General features: G+C 62.3%; 13 protein-coding genes. All 13 read right to left on the bottom strand.

Annotated features, from left to right (window positions below):
• Position 1: 1 nt before the first annotated feature.
• Positions 2–664: a ribulose-phosphate 3-epimerase gene (rpe, locus tag KRX51_RS05630; RefSeq protein ID WP_218362013.1), complete on the bottom strand. Its 663-nt coding sequence runs from the start codon at positions 662–664 to the stop codon at positions 2–4.
• Between the two features lie 30 nt (positions 665–694).
• Positions 695–2,176, bottom strand: coding sequence for an RsmB/NOP family class I SAM-dependent RNA methyltransferase (locus tag KRX51_RS05625; RefSeq protein WP_218362011.1), 1,482 nt, complete (start codon positions 2,174–2,176; stop codon positions 695–697).
• Positions 2,177–3,112 (bottom strand): methionyl-tRNA formyltransferase, encoded by a 936-nt coding sequence (gene fmt / locus KRX51_RS05620; protein WP_218362010.1) that lies wholly within the window; start codon positions 3,110–3,112, stop codon positions 2,177–2,179. It abuts the gene before it with no gap.
• Between the two features lie 121 nt (positions 3,113–3,233).
• Positions 3,234–5,282, bottom strand: a complete 2,049-nt coding sequence (locus KRX51_RS05615; protein WP_218362009.1) for a primosomal protein N' — start codon at positions 5,280–5,282, stop codon at positions 3,234–3,236.
• A gap of 36 nt (positions 5,283–5,318) precedes the next feature.
• Complete coding sequence (gene metK, locus KRX51_RS05610) at positions 5,319–6,533, bottom strand: methionine adenosyltransferase (protein ID WP_218362008.1); 1,215 nt, start codon at positions 6,531–6,533, stop codon at positions 5,319–5,321.
• Positions 6,534–6,652: 119 nt separating this feature from the next.
• Positions 6,653–7,918 (bottom strand): bifunctional phosphopantothenoylcysteine decarboxylase/phosphopantothenate--cysteine ligase CoaBC, encoded by a 1,266-nt coding sequence (gene coaBC, locus KRX51_RS05605; protein WP_218362006.1) that lies wholly within the window; start codon positions 7,916–7,918, stop codon positions 6,653–6,655.
• 16 nt (positions 7,919–7,934) lie between these two features.
• Complete coding sequence (gene rpoZ, locus KRX51_RS05600; protein WP_218362004.1) at positions 7,935–8,216, bottom strand: DNA-directed RNA polymerase subunit omega; 282 nt, start codon at positions 8,214–8,216, stop codon at positions 7,935–7,937.
• Between the two features lie 39 nt (positions 8,217–8,255).
• The gene (gmk, locus tag KRX51_RS05595; RefSeq protein WP_218362003.1) at positions 8,256–8,828 is read right to left on the bottom strand and encodes a guanylate kinase; all 573 of its coding nucleotides are present in this window, start codon (positions 8,826–8,828) and stop codon (positions 8,256–8,258) included.
• Positions 8,829–8,832: 4 nt separating this feature from the next.
• Positions 8,833–9,159, bottom strand: coding sequence for an integration host factor, actinobacterial type (mihF, locus tag KRX51_RS05590; RefSeq protein WP_218362002.1), 327 nt, complete (start codon positions 9,157–9,159; stop codon positions 8,833–8,835).
• A gap of 226 nt (positions 9,160–9,385) precedes the next feature.
• A complete protein-coding gene (gene pyrF, locus KRX51_RS05585) occupies positions 9,386–10,213 on the bottom strand; it encodes an orotidine-5'-phosphate decarboxylase (RefSeq protein ID WP_370625052.1) in 828 nt (275 codons plus the stop codon).
• 4 nt (positions 10,214–10,217) lie between these two features.
• Positions 10,218–13,589: a carbamoyl-phosphate synthase large subunit gene (gene carB, locus KRX51_RS05580; RefSeq protein WP_218362000.1), complete on the bottom strand. Its 3,372-nt coding sequence runs from the start codon at positions 13,587–13,589 to the stop codon at positions 10,218–10,220.
• Between the two features lie 3 nt (positions 13,590–13,592).
• Positions 13,593–14,813 (bottom strand): glutamine-hydrolyzing carbamoyl-phosphate synthase small subunit, encoded by a 1,221-nt coding sequence (carA, locus tag KRX51_RS05575; protein ID WP_218361999.1) that lies wholly within the window; start codon positions 14,811–14,813, stop codon positions 13,593–13,595.
• A complete protein-coding gene (locus KRX51_RS05570; protein ID WP_218361998.1) occupies positions 14,810–16,168 on the bottom strand; it encodes a dihydroorotase in 1,359 nt (452 codons plus the stop codon). Before KRX51_RS05570 ends, carA begins: the two co-directional genes overlap by 4 nt.
• Positions 16,169–16,171: the final 3 nt, after the last annotated feature.

The raw sequence follows: 16,171 nt of genomic DNA, 5'->3' as shown, positions 1-16,171 counted from the left end.
GCTAGCCGTTCTCAACAGCGACGCGACGAAGCTCATCAATGGCGTCATTAGGCACCTCAGCGCCGTAAACGGCAGAACCGGCGACGAAACAATCGCACCCAGCAGCAGCGGCCTGCGCAATCGTTGTGGCATTAATGCCACCATCGATCTCGATCAAAGTCGCCAGGCCCCGCTGGTCAATCTCCTGGCGCAGGGTGCGCACCTTATCCAACTGATCCGGCATGAACGACTGGCCACCGAAACCAGGCTCGACGCTCATCACCAACACCTGGTCGAACTCGTCGAGCACCGACAACCACGGCTCCAACGGCGTACCAGGGCGCAGCGAAAACGCGGCGTTGACCCCACGGGAGCGAATATGCCGGGCCAACTGCACCGAATCCTCAGCGGCCTCAACATGGAAAATAACCGTGTCGGCCCCAGCATCGATGTACTGGTCCACCCACTTCTCCGGGGCCTCAATCATCAGATGCACATCCATATGGGCATCGGTGACCTTATCTATGGCCGCCAACACCGGCGCGCCGAAAGTCAGGTTCGGCACGAAATGCCCGTCCATCACATCGACATGGATCCGGTCGGCATGAGAAATCGCCGCAATCTCACGGTCCAGGCGGGCGAAATCGGCAGAGAGAATAGACGGGGCAATAATCGGTGCGCTCATAGCCCCAATCGTAATATCTCCCCTGCCGGGCTACGCCCGATCAGTAGGAACACGCAGCACCGCGAAGAACATGGCGTCCGTGCCATGCCGGTGCGGCCACATCTGCACCGACTGCTCCGTGCCCGTATCGCTCATCGGGGCGACCAGTTCCTCGGCGGCTAATTCCACCAGGCCGAAGGAACGCACCGCCTTATCGACGATGGCGCGGGTCTCCCGCAAATGCGGCGAACACGTCGAATACACAATCACCCCGCCCGGGCGGGTCAGCTGCACCGCGCTGGCCAGAAGCTCCGACTGCAGAGTGGTCAAGCCCACCAAATCCGAAGGCTGCTTCCGCCACCGCGCCTCAGGGCGACGCCGCAATGCGCCCAAACCCGAACACGGGGCATCCACGAGCACCCGGTCATAGCCGCCATCTAAACCCGGATCGCGCCCATCGCCGATATGCACCGTCACCGGAAGACCACTGGTGGCATTACGCACCAGCTCCGCGCGGGTATCGGAGACCTCCACCGCATCCACATGCGCGCCATCAATACCAGCCAAGGCACCCATCATCGCGGCCTTACCGCCGGGGCCGGCACACAGATCCAACCAACGCCCATTATCGGCGCCCTCGGTGGCTGCAGTGCAGGTAGCGCGAGCAATAAGCTGCGAACCCTCGTCCTGGACAGCCGCCATATGCTGGCGCACCACATCCAGATCCCCGGGGTCACCAGAATCCAAATACACCGCGTACGGGGAATACGAACCCTCCTGCCCACCAGTGATCAGGGCCAATTCCTCAGCACTGATCTCACCGGGCCGGGCAGCCAAATGCACCTTCGGGCGGGCATCATCGGCGGCCAAAGCGTCGGCAAGCTCACCAGCCTGAGCACCCAAAGCCTGCGCAAAAGCCTCCGCAATCCACCGGGGATGGCAGAACTTCGTGGCAACATAACCCACCGGGTCAACAGTCCGATCCGGGGCCACAATATCGACCCACTGCTGCTCATCACGGTGCGAAACCTTGCGCAAAATGGCATTCACAAACCCCGTGGCAGAACCCTGGCCCACCGTGCGGCACGACGCCACCGACGTATCCACCGCGGCGTGCACACCGACGCGAGTGCGCAACAATTGGTAAACACCCAGGCGCAAAATATCCAGCACCGCCGGGTCCATCCGGTCTACTGGGCGGTCCGACACCTCGTTGAGGATCGCATCTGCTAAACCCTGGGCACGCAGCGTGCCATAGGTAAGTTCGGTAGCAAACGCCGCATCGCGGCCAGAAATTTTGCGTTTGCGCAGCAACTGCGGCAGCACCAGGTTCGCGTAGGCGCCACGCTGACTGACCTGGGTGAGGACCTCCAGCGCAACCTGGCGGGCCGGGTCCACACTGACTGTGTGATTGCCCTGCTTCCGCTGCCTGCCACCATTGCCACCACCGGTCTTAGCAGGACGGGACTGATGCGACCGGGAACTACTGCGGAAACCACCGCGCGGATTCCGCCCCGAATTGCCCTGTGCCATCTAGCTCAACGCCTTTCCATCAGGCTGGGCGCCATTAGCCCAGTCCCCCGCCGCCATCATCTTCTTCCCAGGCACCTGCACCTGGCTCAGCTCCACCGGGCCCGACCCAGTGCCGACCAACACCGTGCGCTTCTGCACCCGAATCTGGCCGGCCGGAAGATCCTCGCCGCCATCGACCAGACGCACCGGGCCAAGCTTGAGCCGGTCGGCGCCCAGCATCGTCCACGCACCCGGGGCCGGGCTGTGCGCACGAACCTGCCGATCGATGACATGGGCCGGCAGCGACCAGTCCACCCGGGCATCCTCAGTGGTGATCTTCGCCGCATAGCTGACATCAACATCGGGCTGGGCTTCGGGGCGCAAGGCACCAGAGTCCAACCCATCCATAGTGGCCACCAGCAAATCCGCGCCGGACACAGCAAGACGCTCTAGAAGATCACCAGAGGTATCGCTGTTCCGGATCGTCTCAGTCACCCGGCCGAAAACCGGGCCAGTATCGAGGCCTTCTTCAATACGGAATGTCGAGGCACCAGTGATGTCATCACCACGCGCAATCGCGGCCTGCACCGGGGCGGCACCCCGATAGGCCGGCAATAAGGAGAAGTGCAGATTCACCCAGCCGTGGGTGGGCAGATCCAGCAAATCAGGCGGCACCAGCTGGCCATAGGCAACCACCGCAATACAATCCGGCGCCAGTTCCTGCAGGCGGTGCCGGGTCTGTTCACTGGCCTCACCACGCAGGCTCGACGGAGTAAGAACCTCCACCCCAGCTTCGGCAGCGACCTCGCGCACCGGCGACGGCCGTAGCTTGCGGCCACGCCCCACCCGCGCATCCGGGCGGGTGAGCACCCCAACAATATCGTGGTGCTGGGCAGCCAGCAGAGCACGAAGCGATGGCACAGCGGCCTCAGGGGTACCGGCGAACACAATCCGCATAGACGAGGTCTCCTTAACTAGTCGGCGAAGCGAGATAACACCGCCACTCAGGCACCCCATGGTAGCGCCTAGGGGGCAGACCCCAGACAGTTGCGCAGCAGCACCGCCAACAGCGCTGCCGCTAACCGATTCGCAGCGGGTCCATCATCACCCGCACCGGCGGCTCACAACGATCTAATGCCCGGGTAGCAGCCGCAGTGCGCAACGCCCGGCCCAGCCTGCGGCCCTGACCATGCGGTACCCGCACCAGAATCCGGCGGGTATCGGCGGCATCCATCCCCGGCGGCGGGCGCGACCCAGCAGGCAACGGCACCGGGCCTAAAACCGTCGCCGCCTCGGGCAGCTCGGCATCATCAAGAAAGCGATTAATGGCAGCAGGGGTGCCGTCCACAGCCGCCAACTGGACTGCCGGCGGCAACTGGGCGGCGGTGCGCTCAGCTAATTCCCGTCCCGCCGCGCCAACAATATCCCAGTTCAGCAGGTCCGTCACCACGGGGACAGCAGCATCGGCGGCAATGACTACCGCCCCACCCGCAGTCGCCGGCCGGGCCAGCGCAGCCGCGCGCACCCAGTTGGCCAACGCGTCCTCGCTGGCACGCAAATCCTGCCGGCCCAGCATCGCCCACGTATCCAATAGCAACACCGCCCCATAGCCGCCGTCGACACGCGGCTCAGCGCCTGGGGTGCACACCACAACCTGAGGCCCAGGCTGGATCTCCTCCACAATGCGCTCACCTGAGGAGGCCACAACTTTATGCGGCGCGAACGTGCGACCCAGCTCTTCGGCGGTGCGCTCCGAACCGGTCACCACGGCCCGGATTCTCGGCGAACCGCACTCGCCGCACCGGTGCCGCCCATCAATTCGCCCACACCAGCGACACGCCGGAGCCATCGCCTGAGCAGTATCATCGCGACTGCCATCGGGGCGCTGCGGGATCTCTAACGGGCCATTACATGCCCGGCAGCGACTCGCCGCCCCGCATTTCCCACACGCCAGACTTGGCTGATACCCCTTGCGCGGGACCTGCACCAACACCGGGGCGCCATCGCGAAGCGCCGCCCGGGCTGCCTTAAAAGCCGACGCCGGTAATCTGCCGGGGGCGATATTGTCCGGGTCGGTGGACGTATCCGAGGCAGCCAACAGCTGCGGAGCGCGTTCAGTCAACGCCGCCACCGTGGGCACCAACGTCCCAGCCCACCCACGATCAACGAGCTGCTGCACCTCCGTGGTGCGCGCCCAGGAGGCACAAAGCCAGGCGCAGCGCTCCACAACCGAACGCAAAACCGTCACCTCACGGGCATGGGCGTACGGGGCGCGTTGGTCGACAAGATTGTCATCACCATCGTCAACGACCACCGCCAAGCGCAGATTCACCACCGGGGCGAAAGCCGCAGAGCGGGTGCCGACGACAATGCGGGCACTGCCATGCACAATATCCAGATACCGCCGGTAGCGGGCCTCCGGGCCCAGCTCAGCGGTTAACACCGTCACCTGCTTAGCACCGACATGGGCACGCAACGCAGCTTCCATCCGGTCCACGCGACGCTGATCGGGCACCACCAACAACACCCCACCGCCCTTAATGGCAGTAACGGCGGCTAATTCGGCTAGACGGGCGTACGGGTCCTCCCCAGGGGCTGGATGCCAGGCAGCACGCACCGGTTTGCCGGCACCAACTGCACCAATAAAAGACCCAGCCCAGGCGTAGCTATCCCACCCGGATAGGTCAATATCAGGGCCTGTGGCGGAACCCTCGGCTGGCCCAAGCTCTTCCCAGGTGGGCGGCTGCAGGCCAGCGCGGCTTTTCTCCACCCGGGCATGCCGCCCCGGAATCGCGGACCGGATAATGTCTGAGCGCACCCCACCGGTGTAGTCAGCTAGCACATTGACCAATTCGGCCAACCGGTCCGGGTAGACCACCTCCGGGGACAAGACCGACTGCAGGCTGGCGAGCTGGCCGGCATGGTCTGTTGTGGTGCCGCGTTCGATGACGATGGCGTCGGTAAGCCGCCCAGCAAAACGCACCCGGACCCGCACCCCCGGCTGCGCCGCGGCATCCATATCGTCGGGCACGCGGTAGTCGAAAGTGCGATCCAGGTGCGGTAACCCAAGCAGCGGCAACACCCGGGCGACCCGAAGGTCAGCAGGGATGTGCGGCGCGGCGGTCATGACCCCCGATGGTAGTGGTGCGCCACCCGGTGGTGCCTAGCGGACCCCGGCGGCTGCGCGCAGCGCGTCCACCCGGTCCAGGCGCTCCCAGGGCAGCTCCACATCGGTGCGCCCAAAGTGGCCATAGGCCGCAGTCGGTGAATAAATCGGGCGGCGCAAATCCAACTCCCGGATAATAGCGGCCGGACGCAGGTCAAAGACCTCCGCAATGGCCTTCTCAATGATCTCCGGGGCCACGGTCTCAGTGCCGAAGGTCTCCACGTACATGCCGACGGGATTAGCTCGACCAATCGCGTAAGCCACCTGAACCTCCACCCGGTCAGCCAGGCCCGCGGCGACAACATTCTTCGCCACCCACCGCGTCGCATAGGCCGCAGAACGGTCCACCTTCGACGGGTCCTTACCGGAAAAAGCACCGCCACCATGCCGGGCCATGCCGCCGTAGGTATCGACGATCACCTTGCGGCCAGTAAGACCGGCATCACCCATCGGGCCGCCCAGCACAAAGGAACCAGAGGGGTTGATTAACAACGTCAGCGCGGAAATATCCAGCGTCGGCAAGCCATCCTCGGCGAGCACGTGATCGATAACATGCTCGCGGAGGTCGCGTTCGAGCTGCTCATGGGTAATGCCCGGATTGTGCTGGGTGGAGATCACCACAGTGTCCAGCTCGACGGGCTTATTGTCCTCGTCGTAGCCGACAGTGACCTGGGTTTTGCCGTCGGGACGCAAATAATCCAGAGTGCCGTCCTTGCGGACCTCGGTCAGGCGGCGGGCCAGGCGGTGTGCCAAACCAATCGGCAGCGGCATCAGCTCCGGGGTTTCACGCACGGCATAACCAAACATCAGGCCCTGGTCGCCAGCCCCGGCACGCTCATCCTCATGGGCGGCATCAGAATCGGTGCGGTACTCCAGCGAATCGGTGACGCCATCGGAAATTTCCGGGGACTGCTCACCAATAGAGATGGACACGCCACAGGTGGTGCCGTCGAAGCCTTTCTCCGAAGAGTCGAAGCCGATATCGCGCAGTTTGGCGCGCACAATGCCGGCGATATCGACGTAGGCGCTGGTGGATACCTCACCGACGACATGCACGAGGCCGGTGGTGACCACAGTCTCCACGGCGACGCGGGCGAAGCGATCTTGATCCAGCATTGCGTCGAGAATCGAGTCCGAGATGGCATCACAGATCTTGTCTGGGTGTCCCTCGGTGACGGATTCACTGGAGAAGAGTCGGAGGCGTCCAGTCACGGTGTCTATGCCTTTCCTAGTGGGCGTGCGAGATGACCCTGCGGTCAGCCGCTCGCAATAGTATAGACTAAGCGGTTCAGAATCCAGCTGTGGGGCCAACCCCTCAGGGGTATCGGCCCCTAGGGCAATAACGGAATAACCGCGTCAATAATCGCAGCCGCAACAGCCCGCTTCGAACCGTGCTGCACCTCAGTGACAGTAATATCGCCGCCCTGCTGACCACCGGTGAGCAACCAACCTGCGTTATCAGCAGCACCAAAGGTCGCCCCACCAGAAACGTCATTGCACATCAGCAGGTCGCAGCCCTTCTTACGGAGCTTGCGTTGCGCATAATCCACCGGCGACGCATCCTCATCACCGGTCTCCGCGGCGAAGCCAACAATCACCGGCTTGGCACCACCGCGTCCGTCACGCTGCTGGACCAGGCCCTGCAGAATATCCGGGTTCTCAGTTAGCTCCAGATGAGCCAGACGCGCAGAAGACTGCCCCTTCTTCAACTTCGAACCGGAGATCTCCGTCGGGCGGAAATCCGCGACCGCAGCCGCCATCACCACCACATCAGCATCTGACGCGTAAGAACGCATGGCCTCGGCCAACTCCACGGCAGAGACCACATGGTGCACTTTCGCCCCAGGCGGGTCCGGCAGCCGGTCCACCGCACACGACACAAGCGTCACCTCAGCGCCGCGGTGGACCGCAACGTCGGCAAGCGCATACCCCTGCCGACCCGAGGAGTGATTGCCCAAAAACCGCACCGGGTCCAACGCCTCCCGGGTACCACCAGCGGAAATAACGAACTTGCGGCCCTCAAGATCCCGGGTGAGCGCATCGGGGCGCTCATAGGCAAGATCGGCCATAAAGCCGATATGTTCCGGCTCCGGCAGCCGGCCCGGCCCAGTATCGCTACCAGTCAAACGCCCATGAGCTGGCTCAAGCACAATATGGCCATGCCGACGCAACGTGGCCACATTGTCCTGCGTAGCCGGGTTATTCCACATCTCGGTGTGCATCGCCGGGGCGAACACAACCGGGCAGGTCGCGGTCAATAACGTCGCGGTGAGCAGATCATCGGCGCGGCCCTGAGCGGCCCGGGCCATAAGATCCGCTGTTGCTGGGGCAATGACGACGAGGTCAGCGTCCTTGCCGACGCGCACATGGCGTACCTCGTCGACAGCGGAGAAAACAGTGGTGCTCACCGGGTTTCCGGACAGCGCCTCAAAAGTGGCGGCGCCCACAAAATTCAATGCCGCCTCAGTGGGCACAACCTGCACCGAATCGCCCCGCTCAGTGAAGTAGCGGATGAGGTGACAGGCCTTATACGCAGCAATGCCGCCGGAAACTCCGACGACAATACGGCGGGGACCGGCGGCTACAGTCGAGCTCATCGCTGCGGAAAACCTCTTAGCCCTCAGTGTGCTCAAGAAGGCCAGCGTTGACTTCGCGCAATGCGATAGACAGCGGCTTCTCAGCTGCACCTGGGGTCAGCAGGGGGCCAACGAACTCCAACATGCCCTCGTCAATCTGGCGGTAGAAGTCGTTGATCTGGCGAGCGCGCTTCGCAGCGAAGATCACCAGGGCGTACTTCGACGAGACCTTGTCCAGAAGCTCATCGATCGGCGGGTTGGTAATACCGACCGGCGGATCGAAAACAGCTTCCGGGGTGGGGATGGTCTGCTGGGTCACTAGGAAGTCTTCCTTCTACGTTGCTGTGGTTAACGCTATTTAAGCGGTATGGCCGAGTTCAGCGGCAATACGCGCAATAGCGCCATCGACATCATCGTTGACAACGACAACATCAAATTCGTCTTGGGCGGCGAGCTCATTACGGGCCGTCTGGAGGCGACGATCAATCGCCGCCTGATCCTCAGTCCCCCGGCCAGTGAGGCGCTCAACAAGCACCTCCCAGTTCGGCGGGGCCAAGAACACCAGGCGAGCCTCCGGCATAGCCGAACGGATATTCCGAGCCCCGGCGAGGTCAACCTCACACAAGACCGGACGACCATCGGCCAAAGCCTGCGCGACAGGCTGCCGCGGCGTACCGGAACGTTGCATACCGCCGTGAATATCAGCCCACTCCAGCATCTCACCAGCATCAATGCGTTCCTGGAACGCCTCGGGAGAGACAAAGAAATAATCCTTGCCCTCAACCTCGCCGGGGCGAGGTACCCGAGTTGTCATGGAAACACTGAAATACAGGTTGGGCACAGTGCGCCGCAGTGCAGACACCACGGTCGATTTGCCCACCCCGGCTGGGCCGGAGAGGACGACGAAGCGGGATGCGCCGTCGTCAGTCATCGGATTAGTCCTCGGCGGAGAAGCCGAAGCGCTCCAGCAGAGCGCGACGCTGGCGCTCGCCAAGACCACGCAGGCGGCGGGTCTGGGCGATCTCGAGGTCGCTCATGATTTCCTGAGCCTTGACCTTGCCGACCTTGGGGAGGGCTTCGAGCAGGGCGGAGACCTTCATCTTGCCGACGATCTCATCCTCGTCGGCCTGCTTCAGGACCTCGGGAAGATCGGTTGCGCCACGCTTGAGCTTGTCCTTAAGTTCGGCGCGGACCTTGCGGGCCTGAGCGGCCTTCTCGAGCGCGGCTGCACGCTGCTCCGGGGTCAACTGCGGAAGGGCCACGGGTTCCTCCGTTATTTCTAGGGGATCTGGAATATGACGTCTCGACAATATTAGCTGGCGAGACAGTTAGCTTGTCGTCACCGCGCAACATTGTTCGCGGTAATGCGCTAGCCGAGAGTAGCCCCTCCCTAGTGGGAAAAGTCAACCGGCCCGGCCAGCGCTTACTCGAGGAATGATAACACCGACTCTGAAATGGGCTAAATACTGGGGCGGCGTTTTGCCCAGTTCACACCGAGAAATCAGTCCGAGCCTTGACTGCAGCCTCACGCAGAGACACAAGATCTGGGCCCTGAGAAAGAATCCCGCGGGAGATATTGGGCAACGCGAAACGGGCCACCCCACCAGCAATCCGAGCCACATCAGCAGCAGTAGCGCCCTGCGCACCCACACCCGGCATCAATACCGCACCACGCAACTCATCAAGCTGCGGCGGGTCCGCCAAGGTAGCGCCCACGACCACACCGACCGGGCCGCACTCCCCAGCTGCCGCGTACTCAGCATTAACCCGACCAGCCTGGTCAATAACCGACTGATCCACCCGAACCCCATCCCGGGTAGCACGCTGAATACTCGCGCCCTCCGGGTTCGAGGTCGCCGCCAGAACAAACACACCCCTGCCCTGCTCGACGGCAAGATCAATGGCCGGCTGCACCGAGCCGAACCCCAAATACGGCGACACCGTCACACTGTCGCAGGCCAACGGGGAATCAGCGCTAAGCCACGCCCGGGCATAGGCGGCCATCGTGGACCCAATATCGCCACGCTTGGCATCAGCGACCGATAAGGCCCCAGTGGCGTGAATATCACCCAAGGTCTGCTCAAGCACGGCGATACCCGCCGACCCGTACTCCTCAAATAACGCCACCTGCGGCTTAATCAGCGCGGCAATATCACCAAACGCCTCAATGCAGGTGCGACTAAAGGCTCGCAGGCCATCGGCATCAGCGGTCAAACCCCACTGCTGCAGCAGGTTCGGGTGCGGGTCAATCCCGGCGCACAGCCGACCGCGCTGGGCGGTAACAGCTGCAAGCCGGGCGCCAAAGGGCTCCATGATGGGGCTACTCCGTCTCCGTCGACTCAGCATCGGCAGGTACACCGGCAGAAACCAGGTCCTGCAAGGCCATCACATCGGTCTCGTTATTCAGCACCGCTTCAATGCCCTGCACAGCAGCGACCGCGCCCTGGACGGTGGTCACACACGGCACGTTCATCGACACCGCAGCAGCACGAATCTCGTAGCCGTCGGAACGCGAACCAGCCGAACCAACCGGAGTGTTAATAATCAGGTCCACCCGGCCAGCACGAATCGCATCGACAATGGTGGGCTCGCCCTCGACCTCCGGGCCATCAGCGGTGTACTTATTCACCAACTCGCAATCAATGCCATTGCGACGCAGCATTGACGCAGTGCCCTGAGTAGCCAAAATATGGAAACCAAGACCAGCCAGACGCTGAATCGGGAACACCAAGGTGCGCTTATCGCGGTTGGCCAAGGACACAAACACAGTGCCCTGCGTCGGCAGCTCACCATAAGCAGCGGCCTGGGACTTCGCGAAGGCAGCACCGAAATCACCGGCGCGGCCCATGACCTCACCAGTGGACTTCATCTCCGGGCTCAGCAGCGAATCCAACTCCTTGCCATCGGGGCGGCGGAAACGGTTAAACGGCATGACCGCTTCCTTCACCGCAATCGGGGTATCCGGCGGCAGGTCCGTGCCATCGCCGGAGTCCGGCAGCATCTTCTCCGCACGCAGATCGGCGATAGTTGCGCCCAACATCACGCGGGCAGCGGCCTTCGCCAACGGCACCGAGGTGGCCTTCGACACGAACGGCACCGTGCGCGAAGCACGCGGGTTGGCCTCAATGACGTACAAAGTGTCGTCCTTCAAGGCGTACTGCACATTCATCAGGCCATTGACGCCAATCCCCTTCGCCAGCGCCGCAGTGGCCTCCCGAACCCGCTCGATGGTGTCGCCACCCAACGTCATCGGAGGCAGCGCACAAGCGGAGTCACCGGAGTGAATACCGGCCTCCTCAATATGCTCCATCACACCACCGAGGTAGACCTCCTCGCCATCACACAGAGCATCGACGTCGATCTCGATCGCGTTATCCAAGAAGCGGTCCACCAACACCGGGTGGTCCGTGGAAAGCTCCGTGGCGCGGTTGATGTAGTCCTCGAGAGTCTCCTCGTCGTAGACAATCTCCATGCCCCGGCCACCAAGTACATACGACGGGCGCACCAGCACCGGGTACCCAATAGAGGCAGCCACCGCCTTGGCGGCAGCGAACGTCGTGGCAGTACCGAACTGCGGTGCCGGCAGGTTGGCCTTCTCCAACACAGTGCCGAACTCGCCGCGATCCTCGGCCAGGTCAATGGCCTCCGGGCTGGTACCGACGATGGGGACACCAGCGTCGGCAAGCTGCTGGGCAAGACCCAACGGAGTCTGGCCACCGAGCTGCACAATCACGCCAGCAACAGTGCCCGACTGCGACTCGGCATGGTAGACCTCCATAACATCCTCGAAGGTCAACGGCTCAAAGTAGAGACGATCCGCGGTGTCGTAGTCAGTGGAGACAGTCTCCGGGTTGCAGTTGACCATGACAGTCTCATAACCCACCCGGGACAACTCCAGGGCCGCGTGCACGCAGGAGTAGTCGAACTCGATGCCCTGGCCAATCCGGTTCGGGCCAGAGCCAAGAATGATGACCTTGTCCCGCTCAGTCTGCGGGGCCACCTCAGACTCAGCATTCGGGTCCAGCTCATAGGAGGAGTAGTGGTACGGGGTGGCGGCCTCAAACTCGGCGGCACAGGTGTCCACAGTCTTAAACACCGGGTGCACACCAAGGCGCCAGCGCAGCGAACGAATACCCTCCTCGCCAGCGAACTCAGGGCGCAGCGCGGCGATCTGGGCGTCGGAAAGCCCCCAGTACTTCGCCTCACGCAGCAGATCCTCAGTCAACACCGGGGCATCAAGCACAGCAGCGCGGATATCCTGCAGGTTCTCCATCTCAGACAGGAACCACGGGTCAAGGCCAGAAGCCTCATGCACCTGCTCAATAGAGGCGCCCAGGCGCATCGCCATCTCCACGTCGTAAATACGGCCCTCTGTCGGGCGACGCAGATCATCGAGGATGGCAGTGACATCACCAGCACGCTCACCGGCAATGTACTCATCCGAGGTCGTCCAGAAACCAGACGGCTTCGACTCCAACGAACGCATCACCTTGCCCAGTGCACTGGTGTAGTTACGGCCAATCGCCATGGCCTCACCGACGGACTTCATCGTGGTGGTCAGGGTGTCATCAGCGCCGGGGAACTTCTCAAAGGCAAAGCGCGGGGCCTTGACAATGACGTAATCCTGCACCGGCTCAAAAGCAGCCGGAGTCTCGCGGGTGATGTCATTGGTGATCTCATCCAGGGTGTAGCCAATGGCCAGCTTCGCGGCGATCTTGGCGATCGGGAAGCCGGTGGCCTTCGACGCCAACGCCGAAGACCGCGACACCCGCGGGTTCATCTCAATAGTGATCAGGCGACCATCATCGGGATTAATGGCGAACTGGATATTGCAACCACCAGTGGCCACACCAACCTCACGCAAAATGGCAATGCCCTGGTCACGCATGGTCTGGTACTCGCGGTCGGTCAAGGTCATCGCCGGGGCGACAGTCACCGAATCACCGGTGTGCACACCAAGGGCATCCACATTTTCAATCGAGCAGATGACGACGACATTGTCATCCCCATCGCGCATCAGCTCCAGCTCGAATTCCTTCCAGCCCAGGATGGATTCCTCAATGAGCACATTGGCCTCCGGGGAGGCCGCCAAGCCACCACCGGCGATACGTTCTAAGTCCTCATTGGTAAACGCCAGGCCAGAACCCAAGCCACCCATAGTGAACGAGGGGCGCACCACAACGGGCAAGCCCAGCTCAGCCACAGTCTCGTGGACCTCGTCCATATTGTGGCAAACCTTCGAGCGGGCGGACTCGCCACCAATGGAGGCAACAATATCCTTGAACTTCTGGCGATCCTCACCGCGCTGAATAGCGGGAATATCGGCGCCAATGAGCTCCACGTTGTACTTGTCGAGAATGCCGGCCCGGTCCAGCTGGATAGCCGCATTCAGGGCCGTCTGGCCGCCCAGGGTGGCAAGCACCGCATCAATGGGGTGGCCTTCGGCCTGCTCCTTGGCGAAAATCTTCTCGATATAGCCCGGCTGGATCGGCTCAATATAGGTGTGGTCGGCGAACTCCGGGTCGGTCATAATCGTCGCCGGGTTCGAGTTAATCAGCGTCACCCGCAGGCCTTCTTCGCGCAGCACGCGACAAGCCTGGGTGCCGGAATAGTCGAACTCGCAGGCCTGGCCAATAACGATCGGGCCGGAGCCGATGACCAGGACGTGGTTGATATCTGTACGACGGGGCATGAGTTAATTGCCTTCCTGGTCAGTGTTGGCGGTGGAATCCATCAGCGCGACGAAATCGTCGAAAAGGGTGCGGGCGTCGTGCGGGCCAGCCGCAGACTCCGGGTGGTACTGCACCGAAAAGGCCTTGCCATTAGCCAAGGCAACGCCCTCGACAGTGCCGTCATTCAGGCAGGTGTGGGTGATACGTGCCGGGCCGAACTCAGTGTCGAAGCTCTGCCCCGCCGTGCCCTCCAAGGCGAAACCGTGGTTCTGGGCGGTGATATGAATAACCCCAGTGGTGTGGTCTTTGACCGGGATATTGATACCGCGATGACCGAACCGCATCTTGTAGGTACCCAGCCCCAAAGCCCGGCCCAGGATCTGGTTACCGAAGCAGATGCCAAATAGCGGCATGCCATCAGCCATCGCGGCCTTGGCCACCGCAACCGGGCCATCGGCAGTGGCCGGGTCACCCGGGCCATTGGACAAGAAAATGCCATCCGGGTGGTACTCGGAAACGGCATCCTCATATGTGGTCTCGGCAGGCACAACAACCACCCGCAAGCCCCGGGCAGCCATCTCACGCGGGGTATTGGACTTAATGCCCAGGTCCCAGGCGACAACAGTGTGCTTGGCCTCCCCCTCAGGCTCGACCACATAGGCCTTATCGCAGGAAACTTCACCGGCAAGGTCGGCCCCAGCCATAGACGGCTGCGCACGCACGATCTCTAGCAGCTCATCGACGGGCTTTTCGGCCTCCGCGCCGGAGAAAATACCGGCCGGGGTGGAACCATTCTCACGCAGGTGGCGCACCAGGGCGCGGGTATCAATCTGACGGATGCCGATAATGTTCTGCTTAGCCAGCTCTTCAGCCAAGCTGCGCTTGGAGCGCCAGTTCGACGGGGCCCGGGAAAGGTCACGGATGATGAAACCAGCGGCCCAAATACGCTCATCGTGGGATTCGCTGTCTTCATCATTCCAGCCGGTATTGCCCATCTGCGGGGCGGTGGCGCACACCAACTGACGGTGGTACGACGGGTCGGTCAACGTTTCCTGGTAGCCGGTCATCGCAGTGGAGAACACGGCCTCACCAAGGGTGCGACCAGTAGCGCCGAAACCACGGCCCTTAAAGACCGTGCCGTCGGCAAGTACTAGTACAGCGGGAGTGGAACTAACGGCGGGCGACGCACTAGTCACAGGGCTGCCTTTCTGGGTTGAAGATTCTGAGCTTAAGGGTTGGGTCATTGAACGCCACCTAGCGTCGGATTGACTTCGCCGTGAAGGCTGGTCACGCGGCCACGCAAGATAGTGCCCGCAATGGATACGGGCAGCTCCATGCCCTGATACGGAGTATTCGACGACTTCGAGGCCAACGCCTCCCCGTCGACAGTCCACGACGTATCGACATCGACAAGAGTGAGGTTGGCCGGCTCTCCGACAGCAATAGGCCGACCATGACCAGGCAACTTCGTGATCTCGGCGGGGCGCTCACTCATCACGCGCGCCACCCACCGCCAATCACAGGGGCCATTGAGCACAAACAGGCTGGCAATAATCGGCAACGAAGTCTCCAAGCCCAACATGCCGGGCTTAGCGACGTCGAACTCGCAGCACTTCTCCTCAGACCCATGCGGGGCGTGGTCAGTGGCCACACAGTCGATAACGCCATCAATCAATGCCTGGCGCAACGCCGCAGAGTCACTGGCCTCGCGCAGCGGCGGGTTGACGCGGAAGACCCCGTCGAAGGTCTCCAGCTTGTCGTCATTAAGAATCAGGTGATGCGGGGTGACCTCGGCAGTAATAGCAATGCCCTGCTCCTTGGCCCATCTGAGCAGCTCGACTGCACCGGCGGTCGAGGCGTGACAAATATGCATCCGACCGCCATAGTCGCGGGTCAAGATGACATCGCGGGCAATGATGGACTCTTCAGCCACCCGCGGCCAACCAGTAAGCCCCAAACGGGCACTGGTGGGGCCTTCGTGGGCCACCGAACCGTGGGTAAGGCGGGAATCCTCGCAATGCTGGGCGAGCAACACATCCTCACCGGCGGCGTACTCAACAGCACGACGCATCAACAGCGGATCATCGACGCACTTGCCGTCATCAGAGAACATGCGCACCTTGGCCTGGCTGTCCGCCAGCATCCCGAACTCGGTGAGCTGCTTTCCGTTCAGCCCCTTAGTGATGGAACCAACCGGGTGCACATCGCAGGTATTAAGGTTCTGCGCCTTCAGCCACACACTCTCGGCAACCGACGGGTCATCAGTAACCGGGCTGGTATTGGCCATAGTGAATACCGCAGTAAAACCACCACGGGCAGCAGCAGCCGAACCAGTGGCCAATGTTTCGGTGTCCTCACGGCCCGGCTCACGCAGGTGCACGTGCATATCCACCAGGCCCGGCAACAGCACCGCGCCGGCACCGTCGACCGCTGTGGCATCAGTGGCGCCGTGGTCAGCACCAATATGTGCGATCTCACCATCGCGGATCAGGACGTCGGTGGGCTCCCCCTCGCCATAGGGGCGCACATTGGTCAGCAGCAGTTCGCCGTCCGCCGCCGGGGCTAGCGGGCCCACCTCGGGATAATTATGAGTTGTCATGGC

It is taken from the genome of Corynebacterium sp. TAE3-ERU12 (assembly GCF_019209905.1).
Classification (GTDB): domain Bacteria; phylum Actinomycetota; class Actinomycetes; order Mycobacteriales; family Mycobacteriaceae; genus Corynebacterium.
Note: the sequence above shows the minus strand (reverse complement) of the source record. Positions and strands in the feature narration are given on the sequence as shown.

What these genes read in the sequence shown, in the direction of transcription:
- rpe (WP_218362013.1), bottom strand. Translation starts at nt 664, where the DNA reads ATGAGCGCACCGATTATTGCCCCGTCTATTCTCTCTGCCGATTTCGCC.
- KRX51_RS05625 (WP_218362011.1), bottom strand. Translation starts at nt 2,176, where the DNA reads ATGGCACAGGGCAATTCGGGGCGGAATCCGCGCGGTGGTTTCCGCAGT.
- fmt (WP_218362010.1), bottom strand. Translation starts at nt 3,112, where the DNA reads ATGCGGATTGTGTTCGCCGGTACCCCTGAGGCCGCTGTGCCATCGCTT.
- KRX51_RS05615 (WP_218362009.1), bottom strand. Translation starts at nt 5,282, where the DNA reads ATGACCGCCGCGCCGCACATCCCTGCTGACCTTCGGGTCGCCCGGGTG.
- coaBC (WP_218362006.1), bottom strand. Translation starts at nt 7,918, where the DNA reads ATGAGCTCGACTGTAGCCGCCGGTCCCCGCCGTATTGTCGTCGGAGTT.
- gmk (WP_218362003.1), bottom strand. Translation starts at nt 8,828, where the DNA reads ATGACTGACGACGGCGCATCCCGCTTCGTCGTCCTCTCCGGCCCAGCC.
- carB (WP_218362000.1), bottom strand. Translation starts at nt 13,589, where the DNA reads ATGCCCCGTCGTACAGATATCAACCACGTCCTGGTCATCGGCTCCGGC.
- carA (WP_218361999.1), bottom strand. Translation starts at nt 14,813, where the DNA reads ATGACCCAACCCTTAAGCTCAGAATCTTCAACCCAGAAAGGCAGCCCT.
- KRX51_RS05570 (WP_218361998.1), bottom strand. Translation starts at nt 16,168, where the DNA reads ATGACAACTCATAATTATCCCGAGGTGGGCCCGCTAGCCCCGGCGGCG.